At 37.6% G+C, this 16,583-nt stretch carries 14 protein-coding genes and 1 pseudogene; 7 read left to right on the top strand and 8 right to left on the bottom strand.

Annotated elements, in window-relative coordinates:
* Positions 1 to 338 precede the first annotated feature (338 nt).
* Together CAP51_RS07245 and CAP51_RS07240 are read right to left on the bottom strand one after the other, a co-directional pair.
* On the bottom strand, positions 339 to 647 hold the full coding sequence (locus tag CAP51_RS07245) for a type II toxin-antitoxin system RelE/ParE family toxin (RefSeq protein ID WP_087620084.1): 309 nt from the start codon (positions 645 to 647) through the stop codon (positions 339 to 341).
* Positions 644 to 919 carry a YlcI/YnfO family protein gene (locus tag CAP51_RS07240; RefSeq protein ID WP_087620083.1) on the bottom strand — a complete coding sequence of 92 codons (276 nt, stop codon included), beginning with the start codon at positions 917 to 919 and terminating at the stop codon, positions 644 to 646. The genes CAP51_RS07245 and CAP51_RS07240 overlap by 4 nt, the downstream gene beginning before the upstream one ends.
* A gap of 257 nt (positions 920 to 1,176) precedes the next feature.
* Between CAP51_RS07240 and CAP51_RS07235 the strand changes: the two genes are divergently transcribed.
* Positions 1,177 to 1,629 carry a Fur family transcriptional regulator gene (locus CAP51_RS07235; protein ID WP_171294753.1) on the top strand — a complete coding sequence of 151 codons (453 nt, stop codon included), beginning with the start codon at positions 1,177 to 1,179 and terminating at the stop codon, positions 1,627 to 1,629.
* Positions 1,630 to 1,691: 62 nt separating this feature from the next.
* Here the strand turns inward: CAP51_RS07235 and CAP51_RS07230 are convergent, their stop codons facing one another.
* From CAP51_RS07230 to CAP51_RS07215, 4 genes and pseudogenes are all read right to left on the bottom strand, one after another.
* Entirely contained in the window at positions 1,692 to 2,441 is a 750-nt protein-coding gene (locus CAP51_RS07230; RefSeq protein ID WP_087620081.1) for a YebC/PmpR family DNA-binding transcriptional regulator, read from the bottom strand.
* Between the two features lie 134 nt (positions 2,442 to 2,575).
* Positions 2,576 to 2,971, bottom strand: a pseudogene (locus CAP51_RS07225) (A1S_2505 family phage non-structural protein); the annotation flags it as partial.
* A gap of 86 nt (positions 2,972 to 3,057) precedes the next feature.
* Positions 3,058 to 4,257, bottom strand: coding sequence for an acyltransferase family protein (locus tag CAP51_RS07220; RefSeq protein ID WP_087620079.1), 1,200 nt, complete (start codon positions 4,255 to 4,257; stop codon positions 3,058 to 3,060).
* Between the two features lie 197 nt (positions 4,258 to 4,454).
* The gene (locus tag CAP51_RS07215) at positions 4,455 to 5,375 is read right to left on the bottom strand and encodes a hypothetical protein (RefSeq protein WP_140404410.1); all 921 of its coding nucleotides are present in this window, start codon (positions 5,373 to 5,375) and stop codon (positions 4,455 to 4,457) included.
* A gap of 111 nt (positions 5,376 to 5,486) precedes the next feature.
* On the opposite strand from CAP51_RS07215, the gene uvrB reads away from it, so the two are divergent.
* From uvrB to CAP51_RS07200, 3 genes are all read left to right on the top strand, one after another.
* A complete protein-coding gene (uvrB, locus tag CAP51_RS07210) occupies positions 5,487 to 7,508 on the top strand; it encodes an excinuclease ABC subunit UvrB (protein ID WP_087620077.1) in 2,022 nt (673 codons plus the stop codon).
* 118 nt (positions 7,509 to 7,626) lie between these two features.
* Entirely contained in the window at positions 7,627 to 8,208 is a 582-nt protein-coding gene (locus CAP51_RS07205; protein WP_087620076.1) for a lipocalin family protein, read from the top strand.
* Between the two features lie 170 nt (positions 8,209 to 8,378).
* The gene (locus tag CAP51_RS07200; protein ID WP_087620075.1) at positions 8,379 to 9,833 is read left to right on the top strand and encodes a glyceraldehyde-3-phosphate dehydrogenase; all 1,455 of its coding nucleotides are present in this window, start codon (positions 8,379 to 8,381) and stop codon (positions 9,831 to 9,833) included.
* A 173-nt stretch (positions 9,834 to 10,006) separates the two neighbouring features.
* On the opposite strand, the gene crp is transcribed toward CAP51_RS07200, so the two are convergent.
* Positions 10,007 to 10,729, bottom strand: coding sequence for a cAMP-activated global transcriptional regulator CRP (gene crp / locus CAP51_RS07195; protein ID WP_087620074.1), 723 nt, complete (start codon positions 10,727 to 10,729; stop codon positions 10,007 to 10,009).
* Positions 10,730 to 10,855: 126 nt separating this feature from the next.
* On the opposite strand from crp, the gene CAP51_RS07190 reads away from it, so the two are divergent.
* Together CAP51_RS07190 and CAP51_RS07185 are read left to right on the top strand one after the other, a co-directional pair.
* Positions 10,856 to 11,281 carry an OsmC family protein gene (locus CAP51_RS07190; RefSeq protein WP_087620073.1) on the top strand — a complete coding sequence of 142 codons (426 nt, stop codon included), beginning with the start codon at positions 10,856 to 10,858 and terminating at the stop codon, positions 11,279 to 11,281.
* Positions 11,282 to 11,893: 612 nt separating this feature from the next.
* Entirely contained in the window at positions 11,894 to 14,131 is a 2,238-nt protein-coding gene (locus CAP51_RS07185; RefSeq protein WP_087620072.1) for an NADP-dependent isocitrate dehydrogenase, read from the top strand.
* Between the two features lie 181 nt (positions 14,132 to 14,312).
* Here the strand turns inward: CAP51_RS07185 and CAP51_RS07180 are convergent, their stop codons facing one another.
* A complete protein-coding gene (locus CAP51_RS07180; RefSeq protein ID WP_087620071.1) occupies positions 14,313 to 15,107 on the bottom strand; it encodes an rRNA large subunit pseudouridine synthase E in 795 nt (264 codons plus the stop codon).
* Positions 15,108 to 15,310: 203 nt separating this feature from the next.
* On the opposite strand from CAP51_RS07180, the gene icd reads away from it, so the two are divergent.
* The gene (icd, locus tag CAP51_RS07175; RefSeq protein WP_087620426.1) at positions 15,311 to 16,567 is read left to right on the top strand and encodes an NADP-dependent isocitrate dehydrogenase; all 1,257 of its coding nucleotides are present in this window, start codon (positions 15,311 to 15,313) and stop codon (positions 16,565 to 16,567) included.
* The last annotated feature ends 16 nt before the right edge of the window (positions 16,568 to 16,583 follow it).

The raw sequence follows: 16,583 nt of genomic DNA, 5'->3' as shown, positions 1-16,583 counted from the left end.
GCCAATCAATGTAATGGTCACTTTAAGAATGAATGGGTAAGCTTTAAAAGCAAGTCCCTTAATATAATCCTCCCTAACCCTCCTTTTAAAAAAGGAGGGAGGAGAAGTGTACTTCGCAAGGTATCTAATGCAGTTTTGGATTCGTAACGCTCTCTCTTTTACAAAGAGTAGTTAAGGGAGATTTAAAAATATATGATTAAACTCTTATTCGGTACAATCCATAATCTAAAAAGATGTCGGTGAAAGTTAGCTTTGAGAAAAGGATATTTAGTGGGATTCAGAAAAGTGAACAAATTAAAATAGGGAATTTATAGATTGAAAGCACATTTTTAAATCGACTAATGATAATCAGATTCTCGTTGATGGCGTACTGCCAAAATAGTCACGATCAGGTTTGCTTCAATTTCAAATAAAGCGACATAGCCAGATTCACCAAAAGGAATTAACAATTCCCGAAGATATGGATTATTTGATTCTGCTTTGCGGCAAGAAAAAGGGAATTTTTCCAGTAATTGAATGGCTTGCTGAATATTAGTTAAAGCTTGTTTAGCCAAATGAACATCAATGCTTTGTTGCAATAGAAAATCATATAAACGTAATAAATCATTTTCGGCATCGATAGTAAAGCGGACTTGATAAAGGTTCATTTTGTTGTGTGCTTTGCTTTATGTTGGTCAAGACGATTTTGTAGCTTTTCGAGTACATCAACAGCCTCGACATATTGACCTGTTTGTCGGGCATTATCACGAGAGGCTAGACCACGAGCTAAAAACTCGGTATTTGCTTTACGTAGTTCAACCTGTTGCCGTACTGCACTTTCAATAAATTGCGACAAGCTTTCATTGTCATATAATACACTTTCTGTGTCTTGGCGTAATTTGGGTTCTACTCTTAATGAAGGAAAAGATGCTGTTTTCATTGTTAAATATCCTTGTTAGGCTAGAAATGTATTGCATTTGCATCGCATTTTAACATGCCGATGAAAAAATATCCAATAGGAAAAATTTCTCTAATATTTTAATCAGTGCTGAGATATAGATTAAAAATTATAATATTTACAAAAAATAACACGAAAACATGAGCTTATTCTCAATCTCATTCGTCATATATAGTAGAGACACTACATTGTTTCTATCTAACTGAATTTAAGATTTAATTATGGGGTTAATGAGGATAATGCAAGATCGCCAGGAATTTAATGAAATTCGAGATACATTAAGACAAGCTAATATTAAAGTAACACATGCAAGGTTGGTGATTTATCGGATTCTTAAACATGCAAAACGTGAGCTGACAGCTTATGATATAGAGAATATTTCATTACAAATGAATGATCGCATTAATATCGGCACCATCTATTCTAGTCTGAAATTATTTCAAACAGCAGGTTTATTACAGCGCTATAAAGTGGATATGGAGCAATCTCTTTTTTCTTTAAAACAGTTTGATCATTATGCTCGTTTTATCTGTAATCACTGTGGTGCAATTGAAGCATTACAGGATCATGAAATAGATCAACATATCAAAACATTATGTCATAACAAGCAAGCAACTTATGTCTCTTTTTCTCTTATTATTCAGATAGAAAGCTGTGATAAATGTAATGATAAAAGCGATAAAAATACATAACAGTTGTTTGTCTTGCAGGATCAGGAAGATCATGCAAGACAAAGCAATTTATTGACAGGTACTTATTGGTCTAATTGTTCAAGCACTTCGTCACTGAATTCAACATTGGTATAGACATTTTGCACGTCATCCAGATCTTCAAGCATATCAATCATTTTCATAATTTGCTTGGCCTGATCAATGTCGGTAATTTCAGCTTTTGTGGATGGATTCATCACAACTTCGGCATTATCAGATTTTAATCCGGCTGCGCTCAATGCATCCTGAACCGCACCAAAGTTTTCTGGAGAGGTAATGACAATAATACCGTCTTCATCCACTTCAATATCATCTGCACCTGCTTCAAGGGCAATATCCATCACTTGATCTTCCAACGATAAATCTTCAAATGAAATTTCACCGCGTTTGGTAAAGAGATAGGCCACAGAACCAGAAGTACCCAGATTACCATTGGTTTTGCTAAAACAATGACGTACATCAGGGACAGTACGATTCAAGTTATCGGTCATGGTTTCAACCAATACAGCAACACCACCAACGCCATAACCTTCATAGGTTACTTCATTCAAATCGTCATTGTCTTCACCGCCGGCACCACGCTGAATGGCACGATTGATGGCATCACGTGTCATATTGACAGAAAGTGCTTTTTCGACAACTGCACGTAAACGTGGATTACTGCCGACATCACCGCCACCTAGTCTGGCTGCTGTTACGATTTCACGAATGTATTTGGTAAAGACTTTTGCACGACTGGCATCTTGTTTTGCTTTCCGATGCTTGGTGTTTGCCCATTTGGAATGACCTGCCATTTAAGAAATGCTCCAATAACTTTATATTGAAAAAAATAAGTAAAAATGTGGCGGAATCTTAGCACAGCAACACTTTTGTTGAAAATATTTGTGCTTAAAGAATTATATCTTTTTAGTGCTGTAATCCTTTAAGCCTCTATATAGGGTTTAAAACGTAGTGGCAAGATCACATTTTGAGAGATACCTTTAAATAATGGTGCAATATCTCCGACAGGAAAACCGGTACTGCCGCAACCGATTGCCGTAATAAAATAGGTAAGTTTAGGATGATTTTGGGTATAAACTTTAAAATCATCAATATAATGGGCAATTTGATGAATCGGCATGGCTTGTAAATGTTCATTTTGTGTAGGAATAGCAAAACTTTGGCCCGACCAGCCACGACCGACACCTTGCATTGCACCAAATTTTTCTTTGGCTGTTTTTGCCGCACCTTTCCAGTGATTGCCCGCCAGATTACTGCCAAAAACGAAGATCTGGTGTTCAGGTAATTGCTCGGTGATGGTTTCGTTGTGGAAGAGATAAGTCATAATATAGTGAGACATAGTGATATATTGTTGTTACTTTTGCATTAAATGTATGATGGGTCAAGTCAAAAGATTTAACCCATAAATATTTATTGTGTAATTTTATTTTTTAGATGAATAAGTTTATTGGAAAGTTTATATTGTAAAGGGGTAAAAACTTTCTCTTGCATCCATAGACTGATAAAAATTAAAATAATCACAAAAAATATTGCTGAAATTATATCTATATTTTTAATAGACTTTGCCATAATAAGAATATCTGATAAAGAGTTTGAATATATAAAACCTATAATTAATTTATATATTATAAGATAAATTTCAAGTAATGGTATATGTAACATATAAATTGAAAGAGATGCTTTACCTAAACGTGAGAATAAGGAATTAAGATTTTTATTTTTAAAAGAAAAAAAACAAAAACTGCTGATTAATGCCAATTGGAAAAATAGAAATAAACCATTATGTGAAATATAAAACCACTTTTCTGGAGAAAATTTAACTAAATAATATGTAATAAAGAAACCTATAAATCCTAATGAAATATAATTTTTCTCAAAAAAATATGTATATTTATTAATTAAAAAATATAAAACAATACCAGCGATAAATTCTGGAAGTCGAAGTAGCGGATTGCGGTGGATTAATCCGATTATATCTGAAGAATAATTCTGTGTAATAGTAAAGTACACTGGAACCATTAAATATATGAACCAAATTATAATAAGAAAGAAAAATAAATTTTTCATTTTAGATATTTTTTTAACTAAAAAAGAAAAAGTAAAGTAAAAGAAAAATAATGTGGAAACTGACCAAGAAGTTCCATTTAAAAAAATATATCGATAATCCCATGCTTGAACTAAAAATAAGCTTTCTCCAATATAAAATAGTAAGTTTTTAAAGTATAAATTTATTTTTTCATTAGAAACAACAGACGGAAGTGTTTGAATAGGTATTTCTATAGGGAATTCTTTTTTTGAAATTATTATAATCAAAAATAATGTAATCAATGCCATAAGTAATGTGAAAATATGAATAGGATAAAGAGCGCTAAATCTTTTAATCAAAAATATTGTATTAGAGAATCGATTAGATAAAATTTTTTCTGCATATACATAACTTAAAATATAACCAGAAATAATGAAAAACACACTGGTCGCATAGAAACCATTAAAAGTTAAATTATTTAGTAAGGAATTGGTAATTTGTGGTTGTATATGATATAGAACCATAAAAACAGCCATGGAAAAACGTAAGGCATCCAAGCCAATTATCTTTTGTTGAGCAACCATATCAGAAAATTAAAATATAAAAAGTGAATTATATCTTTATGTAATATTTTTGAAATATATTTCAGGTAAATATTATTTTATATTTGTGTATAATTTTAATAATAAATTTGTATTTAGCAATAAATAAAAATGATTATCATTTTTATTTATTGCTCTTAATGGAATAGGTTTATAGTTTTCCATTGTTTATATTTGTGTTATTTAAACTGCGCTAAGCTATCAAGTAGCTTTTTGCTCAATGCTATATTTATTGTTTCATTAACATGTAAGGCATCTTTTGCTAAACTAGAAGGTAATATGTGATTTTTTTGATTACTTAGATCATTGTTAGTTGGTTTTATTTTAGTATCGCTCCAGACTTGGTCACTTTCAATATATTTTTCTATATCATAAAAAGCGTTTTTGTATGTGTCAGACAGAGAAGAATTTACAGTATTTACTTTATTGATCAAGCTATCATTTGCTTGTGTTGTACTAAAGAATCCGACTACTAAGATTTTATTGGTGAGATTTTCACTAATCCAATTAATACATTTTTTCGATTCACTTATGATATATTCTGATGTGTTTATTTCAGGATTAGATTGGTAGAAGTTGTTCTTACCTAAATTTACAATGAAGATAGCATTATTTGATGTCGTTGGTATGCTGCTATGAACCGGATAATTTATATTTGTATCCACTAATATTGATGAAGGGGTATTAAATTGGAAATAATATCCATTCTTATCAGCTCCAACTTGACCTTTTATATTATTTACCTCGGCATCAAAGGTTTTTAGAGAGTAATCGAGAGGCCAGTCAGCTATGAAATAGTTTTTTGTGCTGGAGGATAAATTATTATTGCTAAATTTTACAGTGCCTGGAAAAGCACCTATTCTTAGGCACATAGTATATAATTGCTCTCCACCTTTAGCATAATTATGTATGTTGTAATTATAGGTTTTTGCAGTGCTTTCGAGTGCTGGGATCATGTTTTCAAGTGTACTACTCCCTAAAATGTATACATCTATATTATTATTGAGCACAATTGGCGAAGATTGTATCTCCCCACCTCCACCACACGCTTGTAGCATTAACAATGATGAATACAGGAGAAAATTTTTTAAATGTATCATTTTGTAGCCGTGTGTTTTTTAAATGTTAATTTTTATCATTTTAAGTTATTTGAGAAATGTAATGCAATACCTATTTAAATGTAAGAAGAATTATTGTGTGTAGAGAGTGTTATGAGTGAAGATAATCAACCATTTGTTTTAGTTACTGATTTTGCTCCGGCAGGTGATCAACCTCAAGCGATTGAAAAATTAGTTGCAGGCTTGGAACACGGACAAAAAAATCAGCTTTTACTTGGTGTAACGGGGTCGGGTAAAACCTATACCATGGCCAATGTGATTGCACAAACCCAGCGTCCAACGATTATCATGGCGCATAATAAAACGCTGGCTGCACAATTGTATGGCGAATTTAAAGCATTTTTCCCAAATAATGCTGTCGAATATTTTGTCAGTTATTATGATTATTATCAGCCAGAAGCTTATGTGCCTTCATCTGATACCTTTATTGAGAAAGATGCGGCGATCAATGATCATATTGATCAGATGCGTTTATCGGCAACACGGACATTACTGGAACGACGTGATGCCATTATCGTTGCTTCAGTATCTGCCATTTATGGTTTGGGTGATCCGGAAGCCTATATGCAAATGCTCTTGCATGTGGTGGAAGGTGATCGGATCAATCGCGATGAACTGATTCGTCGTTTGGTTGCGATGCAATATAGTCGCAATGAAATCGAGTTTACTCGAGGGACTTATCGTATTCGTGGCGAGATTCTTGATGTTTTTCCTGCCGAATCCGAACAAAATGCCATCCGTATTGAATTATTTGATGATGAAGTGGATTCGATTCGCTGGTTTGACCCATTGACAGGCAAGCTGGTACGCAAAGTGCCTCGTGTGACGATTTATCCGAAAAGCCATTATGTGACACCCCGGGAAAGTCTAGAAAAAGCAGTTGGTACGATTAAAACCGAATTAAAGCAACAATTGGCTTTTTTTAAAGAACATGACAAATTGGTTGAAGCACAACGTCTAGAGCAGCGTACTCGGTATGATCTGGAAATGATCCAGCAGCTTGGCTATTGTAATGGAATCGAAAACTATTCCCGCCATTTATCTGGTCGTCAGGCAGGTGAAGCGCCACCGACATTATTTGATTATGTGCCAGAAGATGGTTTGCTCATCATTGACGAATCACATGTGACCATTCCGCAAATTGGTGCCATGTACAAAGGAGACCGTTCTCGTAAGGAAAATCTGGTGAATTATGGTTTCCGTTTACCTAGTGCGCTAGATAATCGCCCCATGAAATTTGAAGAATGGGAACGGATTACGCCAGATACGATTTATGTGAGTGCGACCCCTGCACATTATGAACTGGAACATGCCGAGCAAATTGTAGAGCAGGTGGTACGGCCAACGGGCTTGATTGATCCCGAAATTGAAGTACGTCCGGTGTTGACACAAGTCGATGATGTCTTATCGGAAATTAACATTCGCAAGGATATTAATGAGCGGGTTTTGGTTACCACACTGACCAAGCGTATGGCAGAAGACTTAACCAGTTACTTAAAAGAATATGGGATTAAAGTCGCTTATTTACACTCCGATATTGATACTGTGGAGCGGGTCAAAATTATTCATGAATTGCGTACCGGTGTACATGATGTACTGGTCGGGATCAATCTGTTACGGGAAGGTTTGGATATGCCAGAAGTATCGTTGGTTGCTATTTTGGATGCTGATAAAGAAGGCTTTTTAAGATCAGAGCGATCATTGATTCAAACTATTGGGCGGGCAGCTCGAAATGTAAAAGGTAAAGCGATTCTTTATGCAGATCGAATTACTGATTCCATGCAAAAGGCGATTGATGAAACGGATCGTCGTCGGGCCAAGCAGATTGAGTTTAACGAAGCGCATGGTATTACCCCACGGAGTACCGTGCGTCAGATTAGCAAGGATATTGATACTGGAGAGGTCTATGAGGAAGATGAGGAAATCTCATTATCGGCAAAATCGCGTGTATTGAGTGACGATGAGCAGCATTTGATTGCCGATCCAAAATTATTCTCCCGACATATTAATAAACTGGAAAAAGAAATGTTAAAGGCATCTAAGGATCTACAATTTGAACAAGCCGCAAGATTACGTGATGAAATTCTTCGTTTAAAAGCGCAGCTTTTGGGATAAAAGAAAGTGTTTTGTCTGACAATTTAGATGATTTGTCTGCGCTATTTGTTGAACAGCATCACGATTTTACCTATAGTTGAAATATAGTAAAATAAAATACTCTGGAGCGCATGCAACAATGGAAATAATTCCTCATTCTTCCAATAAAAGACTACGCGTATTAAAAATTGTGGTAGGCGGTGCCGCATTGATTGGGTTAGGTGCAGGGAAATTGTTATGGGATCTTCGGCCAAGAAGTATGGCTGTCGCCAAGAAGGTTGATTTGGATCAATTTTTAGGTCACTGGTATGAAATTGCCAGAAAACCTGTTGTGACCGAACGATCTTCATTTAAAAATATCCGTTTGGAATATACCTTACAGTCAGAAAATCATCTCAATCTGGAATTACGCTATCAAACCAAAGAAGGTAGAATTGGCCAGTTTCATGCCGATATTAAAATTGTCAATGCACCCGATAATAGTAAGTTTCTTATTAAATATTTGCCCTCCATCTTTAGATATTTAAGAAAAGGCCACCACTGGATCATGCAGATTGATCCTGAAGGGCAGGTTGTGTTGATTGGTAATTCAAACCGTAAATCTTTATGGTTGCTTGCCCGGTCTCCACAACTTGATTCGAGTATTGTGGAAGAATATTTGAATATTGCCAAAACAGCCGGCTTTAAATTGAATGATTTGATTACGGTTAAACATGAGTAAGGTGCAATTTATGCATTGCTTTGTATACTTTTCTTTGTAATCTCAATACATACTAGACTTTTATTGCAAAATATTTGCATTTAGATTTCAAAAATGTTCATTTTCAATTAAAATATGCTCATTTTAAAACGAGCGTTTCACGCTAAACAAATCACTAGAGGATGTATTCCGTGAGTAAAGATACTATCATCGCCCTACACCAAGAACATCAAGGTCGTTGGAAAAACCGCGAAGAAATTGCAGAGCGAATGATCGCATTAATTGGTCAGTTATATCGTGAAAAAAATATTGTGACCACCATTTATGGACGTTCTTTAGTTAATCGTTCCGTGATTCAAATTTTAAAAGCACATCGTATTACCCGTATGATGGATGTCGAATTGTCTGTCGTAAATACCATACCTTTACTAGAAGCGTTGGCAAAAATCGACAATATTGGTTCTGCCGAAATTGATCTGGGTAAACTTGCTACAGAATATAAAGAACAGGGCGGTGATATTGACGCTTTTGTTGCTAAAGCAGTACAGCCGATTGAAGGAAACTCTCCAACATGTGAACCTAAAGACGTGGTGCTTTACGGTTTTGGTCGTATCGGCCGTATTCTGGCACGTTTGATTATTGGTCAGTCTGGTCTTGGTCGTGGTTTAAGCTTAAAAGCGATTGTTGTGCGTAGAACTGCTGATGGTGATTTGGCAAAACGTGCATCTTTATTGCGTCGTGATTCAATTCATGGTTCATTCTCGGGTACAATTTCTATTGATGAAGAAAATGAAGCCATTATTGCCAATGGTAATTTCATTAAAGTGATTTATGCATCAAATCCGAGTGAAATTGATTATACCGAATATGGTATTGAAAACGCTTTACTTATCGACAATACCGGTAAATGGCGTGATGCAGAAGGTTTAAGCCAGCATTTAAAATGTCCTGGAATTGCTCGTGTTGTATTAACTGCACCAGGTAAAGGCGAAATGAAGAATGTCGTGTATGGTGTTAACCAAGCAGACATTTTAGATGAAGATAAAATTATCTCTGCTGCAAGTTGTACGACCAATGCGATTACGCCTGTCTTAAAAGTATTGGACGAAAAATATCATGTCTTGAATGGTCATGTTGAAACTGTTCACTCTTTCACCAATGATCAAAACCTGATTGATAACTATCATAAGGCAGATCGTCGTGGTCGTGCAGCAACATTGAATATGGTCATTACCGAAACAGGTGCAGCTAAAGCAGTTGCCAAAGCTTTACCACAGCTTAAAGGTAAATTGACTGGTAACTCTGTGCGTGTACCAACACCAAACGTATCATTGGCAATCCTGAATTTAACATTGGAAAAAGAAGTTGATCGTGACGAAGTTAACGAATACATCCGTCAGATTTCCATTTTCTCAAGTTTACAGGGTCAAATCGGCTATACCAATTCAACTGAAGTGGTATCAAGCGACTTTATTGGTTCCCGTACCGCAGGTGTCTTTGATGCACAGGCAACGATTGCTTCAGGTACACATTTAACTGCCTATGTCTGGTATGACAATGAAGTCGGCTATAGCTGTCAAGTATTGCGTATTGCAGAGCAAATGTGCGGTGTAAGCTATCCAAAAATTCCTGGTGATAAAAAATAAGATTTAAAACAAGTCGGATGTCATTTTTATGATGTCCGATGAATTTAATCTTATAATTGATTCACAAGAATTTAAATCGATGAAAAAAAACCGATCATTTAGATGATCGGGGTTTTTTAGTGTAGATGTTTACTGATCTGGGATACGCATAGAGACTAAAGAGTTAATGGGGGTTATTCCTCATCTTCATCAAAATCGTCAGCAACAGGTTCATTGGATTCGGTCGGCTTTAATGAGCTATCATAAATCAGGATTGCTTTACCATCGGTCTCAATCATGCCTTGTTCTTCAAGGGTTTTTAAAACACGTCCTACCATCTCGCGGGAACATCCCACCAATCGACCAATTTCCTGACGGGTAATGCGGATTTGACGACCATTTGGCAACATCATGGCTTCGGGTTGTTCTGCCAGCTCAATCAGGCAACGGGCAATACGACCTGATACATCAATAAAGGCAAGATCAGTCACTTTACGCGTGGTATTTTTTAAACGGCGCGCCAGTTGTGCAAATACAGCATAACTTAAGTCCGGATACTGACGGCATAATTCGTGGAAGGTATCGTAATCAATTTCGGCAATTTCACATACTTCACGAGTACGTACTTCGGCAGTACGTTGCGGTTTGGCTTCAAACAAGCCCATTTCACCAAAAAAATCGCCTGCATTTAAATAGGCGACAATAATTTCACGTGTATCATCTTCTTCAATAATGATGGATACAGAACCTTTTAAAATCAAATAAAGTGAATGGGATTCCGTCCCCGCATGCACAATAGTTGTTTTTTTAGGGAAACGATTGATTTTTGCACGCTTAAGTAAGGCTTTTACAGAATCAGGTAATTGTCCTGGTGACAAAGCATCAGTACTTAATTTAGAAAAATCAGAAGAGAACATGACTAACCCCAAGTTTTTAAACAGAATAACCACTTACGATATACATATAAAGTCATATGTATACAGTGGTGATATGCTACTATACAATCCGATATAGAAATGTATATTTTTTTAGTAGGAGTTGCAATGCAAGCAAGTGTTCAATGGTTAGATAATGTCTCATTTAAAGCCACTTCCGAGAGTGGACATGAGGTAATTATGGACGGTTCGGCAGAGTATGGTGGACAAAACCGCGGTGCTCGCCCAATGGAATTGATACTTCTGGGGCTAGGTGGTTGCGCATCATTCGATATTGTAACAATTCTTAAAAAATCGCGCCAAGATATTACTGATGTAAAATGCGAACTCCAAGCCGAGCGTGCGGACACGATTCCAGCGGTCTTTACCAAAATTCATTTACATTTTATTGTCAGTGGACGAGCTGTTAAAGAAAAACAAGTTGCCAAAGCTGTTGAGCTATCTGCGGAAAAATATTGTTCAGCCAGTAAGATGCTACATGATGGTGGCGTGGAAATTACCCACGATTTTGAAATTATTGAAGTCGCAGAATAAAAAATACTCGTGTGATCGTCGATGCTTTGAAATTTATATAACACAAAGCATCTGTTTTCTTTCCATAAGGCTTGAATTGTATCTCCTTCTGATTTTGAGGAAGAGCGTAATTAAAAAAATAATGAAGATTAAATAACAATTTTATTTTAAGCTTCTATTATTAAGTTTATATTGTTTGACTTTTTGTAATTGATTTTATGTTTGTTTAATGAATATGTAATATCCTTCTTCCTCATCAAATATTGACCATCAATAGAGGTTTTGTCCTGTTGAGCATAGATTTTTAAGTTTCAATTGGGTTCGGTCAATCAAAGCAATCTATAGTAATAATATTATAAAGTTGAAGAGTTATAATAATAGCGATGATTGACATAGCAGATAATGCCATAGCATACAAATTCAAATTTCTAAGCAATTAGTCTAGATGTAGACAAAAGCCAAGCAGAATAGGCTATGGTATTTCCTGGCGAAATGTCACTATCACAAGATATATCGTTGACTGTAAGCCCATGAGAGTCGATACTCTCGGGGTTATGTTTTTAAGCAAATCGGTACACAGGATTGAGTACTTTGCTCGGTTCTAAAAATTTAATTTAAAGCAAGGGGCTATATATGGCTGGTGGAAAGTCAACAATCATTTACACACTGACTGATGAGGCGCCACTATTGGCGACCTATTCGCTACTGCCGATCATAGAGACCTTTACTAAGCCAGCTGACATTGATATCGTTAAAAAAGATATCTCCGTTGCCGCACGCGTGCTCTCAGAATTCACGGATTACCTAAGCGATGAGCAAAAGGTTCCGAATACTCTGGCAGAGCTAGGTCATCTTACGCAGGATCCAGACACAAACATTATCAAACTGCCAAATATCAGTGCATCTGTTGGGCAGTTGACATCATGTATCAAAGAACTCCAGTCTAAAGGTTACGCTATTCCGGACTATCCGGAAAACCCGACCACTGAGGAAGAAAAAGCAATTAAAGCCCGTTATGGCAAATGCCTGGGTTCTGCTGTAAACCCTGTACTGCGTGAAGGGAACTCTGACCGTCGTGCGCCTGCTGCGGTAAAAAATTACGCTAGAAAGCATCCACATTCGATGAGTGAATGGAAGCAATGGTCACAAACGCATGTTTCACATATGGAACATGGTGATTTTTATCACGGTGAAAAGTCAATGACACTTGACCGTGCACGCAATGTCAAGATGGAACTGATCACAACCGATGGTAAGAGCATTGTTCTTAAGCCAAAAGTTGCGCTTTTAGATGGCGAAATCATTGATTCGATGTTTATGAGTAAGAAAGCACTTTGCGAATTCTACGAGAAACAACTCGAAGATTGCCGTGAAGCAGGTATTTTATTTTCGTTGCACGTTAAAGCGACAATGATGAAAGTATCACACCCGATTGTATTCGGTCATTGTGTGAAGATCTATTATAAAGACGCATTTGAAAAACATGGCAAACTCTTTGAAGAGTTAGGCATCAATGTCAATAATGGTATGTCGGCACTGTATGAGAAAATCGAAACATTGCCAACATCGCTGCGTGAAGAAATTATCGAAGATTTACATGCTTGCCAGGAACACCGTCCTGCATTGGCGATGGTGGATTCTGCCAAAGGCATTACCAACTTCCATTCCCCAAATGACATTATTGTAGATGCATCAATGCCTGCAATGATTCGTGCTGGTGGTAAAATGTGGGGTGCAGATGGCAAACAGTATGACGCTAAAGCCGTAATGCCTGAATCAACTTTTGCACGTATCTATCAGGAAATGATCAATTTCTGTAAATGGAATGGCAACTTCGATCCGAAAACGATGGGTACTGTGCCAAACGTTGGTCTGATGGCACAAAAAGCTGAAGAATACGGCTCACACGACAAGACCTTTGAAATTCCTGAGGCTGGTGTTGCCAATATCACAGATATTGATACGGGTGAAGTATTGATGTCTCAAAATGTTGAGGCTGGTGATATCTGGCGTATGTGTCAGGTGAAAGATGCACCAATCCGTGACTGGGTAAAACTTGCCGTAACGCGTGCCCGTAATTCTGGTATGCCGGCTATTTTCTGGTTGGATCCGTATCGTCCACACGAAAACGAACTGATTAAAAAAGTACAAACTTACCTGAAAGATCACGATACCACTGGTCTGGATATTCAAATCATGTCACAGGTACGTGCAATGCGTTATACGCTTGAACGTGTGGCACGCGGTCTTGATACTATCTCTGTAACCGGTAACATCCTGCGTGACTACCTGACAGACTTGTTCCCGATTATGGAATTGGGTACTTCTGCAAAAATGCTGTCGATTGTGCCATTAATGGCTGGTGGCGGTATGTACGAAACAGGTGCGGGTGGTTCGGCACCGAAACATGTACAGCAATTGGTTGAAGAAAACCATCTGCGTTGGGATTCGCTGGGTGAGTTCCTTGCATTGGCTGTTTCTCTGGAAGAGCTGGGGATCAAGGAAAACAATGCGCGTGCGAAGCTGTTAGCCAAGACACTGGATCAGGCAACTGGTAAGTTGCTCGATAATGGTAAGTCTCCATCTCGTCGTACTGGTGAGATTGATAACCGTGGCAGTCATTTCTATCTGTCATTGTACTGGGCTGAAGCACTTGCTGCACAGGACGAAGATGCTGAGTTGAAAGCCAAGTTTGCACCGCTTGCTAAGGCACTGGCTGAAAATGAACAGAAAATTGTTGCTGAACTTGCCGATGTACAGGGTAAACCTGCTGATATTGGTGGTTACTATGCTGTTGATCAAAGCAAAGTAAACGCTGTGATGCGTCCAAGTGCGACTTTCAATACTGTTTTGGCAACTGTTGATGCGTAATCTAAGTTGAGTTCATATTTTTGTGATATGACTTAGAGCCGGTGCAAATGCACCGGTTTTTTTACTTGTAGATTTTGTCGTCAATTTACAATTTATACGGATAAATTAGGTCATAGAAAGATAAAAGAGATGGGGAAGAAAGCCCACTGTGATGAGCTTTCCTGTGTTTAATCTTCAGAAATTAACGTGCTCTACGGCCACGGCTTTTGGTATTGGGGCGAGTTGTGCCATTGGTTTTACGACGTGGCTTTTCACCTTCTTCCATTTGCCAGATACGTTTTGTACCAGACTTTTTCTTTTCGCTATCTTTTTTCTCGACGTTGTTCTTTTTCTGTGGCATGGGTTTGCCACCTGAACCACCCGGTTTTTTTACATATGAACGCGCTCGATAGGGCTGCTCGGCAGGAATATCTTTAAAGTCAGGATAGAGCAAGGGCTCAATTTCTACATGTTCACCCGGTTGTAAAGCCAATGAGACCAGATCAATGGAACCAATTTGGGTGCGGATAAGGCGTAAAGTTGGAAAACCGACAGCAGAGGTCATCCGACGAACTTGACGATTGCGACCTTCACAAATTGAAATTTCAACCCAAGAGGTTGGAATATTGGCACGATAGCGGACAGGTGGATTACGTTCCCATAACCATTCAGGTTCTGAAACTTTTTCTGCTTTGGCCGGCAATGTTATGCCATCTTTTAATTCAACCCCTTTGCGCAATTGCTCGAGTGCTTCTTCGGTAACATCGCCATCCACCTGAACTAAATAGGTTTTGTACTTTTTATTTGCAGGATTGGTAATAAACTGGTTTAGACCACCATGGTCGGTTAAAAACACCAGACCTTCAGAGTCTAGATCAAGACGACCCGCCAAACGTAAATCTGGATCTTGCACAAAGTCAGATATGGTCATGTGTGCTTCGTCTGGACGAAACTGGGAGAGGACTCCATAGGGTTTATTAAGGATGACAATTTTCATAAAACATGACTTCTTCTTTCAGCTAACCATAGAAAATATTGAGTTTTATTTATATGAGAAATGTTGTTATTCCTCATATAAATCTCAAAAAATGATTTAATTCAATTAAGCTATTATGCGTGATGAAAAGTCGAATGTATTGTTTATCGACAATTATTTTTTCATTTATGAGCTACATAATAGGGATAAGGAGAACTAGCATAATGAGTTATCAGAAAATCGTCGTGCCTGAGGATGGCAGCAAAATTACTGTGAATGCAGATTTATCATTGAATGTTCCAAATCATCCAATCATTCCTTTCATTGAGGGTGATGGTATTGGTGTGGATATTACGCCTGCAATGAAAACAGTTGTTGATGCTGCTGTGCAAAAAGCATACGGTGGTAAACGCTCAATCGAATGGATGGAAGTGTATTGTGGCGAAAAAGCAGACAAAATTTATGGCACCTATATGCCAGAAGAAACTTTTGAAGCATTGCGTGAATTTATTGTCTCAATTAAAGGGCCATTAACTACCCCTGTCGGCGGTGGGATTCGTTCTTTAAATGTCGCTTTACGTCAGGAATTAGATTTATATGTATGCGTGCGACCTGTACGCTGGTTTGAAGGTGTGCCATCTCCGGTACAACATCCGGAATTAACAGACATGGTGATTTTCCGTGAAAATTCGGAAGATATCTATGCAGGGATTGAATGGAAAGCAGATTCTCCCGAAGCGAAAAAAGTCATTAAGTTTCTAAAAGAAGAAATGGGTGTGACAAAAATCCGTTTCCCCGAAGATTGTGGAATCGGTATTAAACCTGTTTCTAAAGAGGGGACACAACGTCTGGTACGCAAGGCCATTCAGTTTGCGATTGATAATGATAAACCTTCTGTGACCTTGGTACATAAAGGAAATATCATGAAATATACCGAAGGTGCGTTCAAAGAGTGGGGCTATGAACTCGCTGTTGAGCGTTTCGGTGGTGAGCTGATTGATGGTGGTCCATGGGTAAAAATTAAAAACCCGAAAAATGGTAAAGACATTATTATTAAAGATGTCATCGCAGATGCATTCCTGCAACAAATTTTAATGCGTCCGGCAGATTACTCTGTAATTGCAACATTAAACCTAAACGGTGACTATATTTCTGATGCGCTGGCCGCAGAAGTTGGTGGTATCGGAATTGCACCAGGTGCAAATATTGGCGGTGCAATTGCAGTGTATGAAGCTACACATGGTACAGCTCCGAAATATGCTGGTCAGGACAAAGTCAACCCGGGTTCGATTATTCTTTCTGCGGAAATGATGCTGCGTGATATGGGCTGGATTGAAGCTGCCGATTTAATCATCAAGGGTGTTTCAGGTGCAATTGAAGCAAAAACCGTGACCTATGACTTTGAACGTTTGATGCCCGGGGCAACATTGCTGCGTTGTTCTGAATTCGGTGATGCGATTGTGAAGCATATGGATGATTAATTCATCGATTTACATG

The organism is Acinetobacter populi (assembly GCF_002174125.1).
Lineage (GTDB): Bacteria > Pseudomonadota > Gammaproteobacteria > Pseudomonadales > Moraxellaceae > Acinetobacter > Acinetobacter populi.
Note: the sequence above shows the minus strand (reverse complement) of the source record. Positions and strands in the feature narration are given on the sequence as shown.

Bases quoted from the DNA above. Each gene is read 5' to 3' on its own strand.
- CAP51_RS07245 (WP_087620084.1), bottom strand. From the start codon at position 647: ATGAACCTTTATCAAGTCCGCTTTACTATCGATGCCGAAAATGATTTA.
- CAP51_RS07240 (WP_087620083.1), bottom strand. From the start codon at position 919: ATGAAAACAGCATCTTTTCCTTCATTAAGAGTAGAACCCAAATTACGC.
- CAP51_RS07235 (WP_171294753.1), top strand. From the start codon at position 1,177: ATGCAAGATCGCCAGGAATTTAATGAAATTCGAGATACATTAAGACAA.
- CAP51_RS07230 (WP_087620081.1), bottom strand. From the start codon at position 2,441: ATGGCAGGTCATTCCAAATGGGCAAACACCAAGCATCGGAAAGCAAAA.
- CAP51_RS07220 (WP_087620079.1), bottom strand. From the start codon at position 4,257: ATGGTTGCTCAACAAAAGATAATTGGCTTGGATGCCTTACGTTTTTCC.
- CAP51_RS07215 (WP_140404410.1), bottom strand. From the start codon at position 5,375: ATGATACATTTAAAAAATTTTCTCCTGTATTCATCATTGTTAATGCTA.
- uvrB (WP_087620077.1), top strand. From the start codon at position 5,487: ATGAGTGAAGATAATCAACCATTTGTTTTAGTTACTGATTTTGCTCCG.
- CAP51_RS07205 (WP_087620076.1), top strand. From the start codon at position 7,627: ATGGAAATAATTCCTCATTCTTCCAATAAAAGACTACGCGTATTAAAA.
- crp (WP_087620074.1), bottom strand. From the start codon at position 10,729: ATGTTCTCTTCTGATTTTTCTAAATTAAGTACTGATGCTTTGTCACCA.
- CAP51_RS07190 (WP_087620073.1), top strand. From the start codon at position 10,856: ATGCAAGCAAGTGTTCAATGGTTAGATAATGTCTCATTTAAAGCCACT.
- CAP51_RS07185 (WP_087620072.1), top strand. From the start codon at position 11,894: ATGGCTGGTGGAAAGTCAACAATCATTTACACACTGACTGATGAGGCG.
- CAP51_RS07180 (WP_087620071.1), bottom strand. From the start codon at position 15,107: ATGAAAATTGTCATCCTTAATAAACCCTATGGAGTCCTCTCCCAGTTT.
- icd (WP_087620426.1), top strand. From the start codon at position 15,311: ATGAGTTATCAGAAAATCGTCGTGCCTGAGGATGGCAGCAAAATTACT.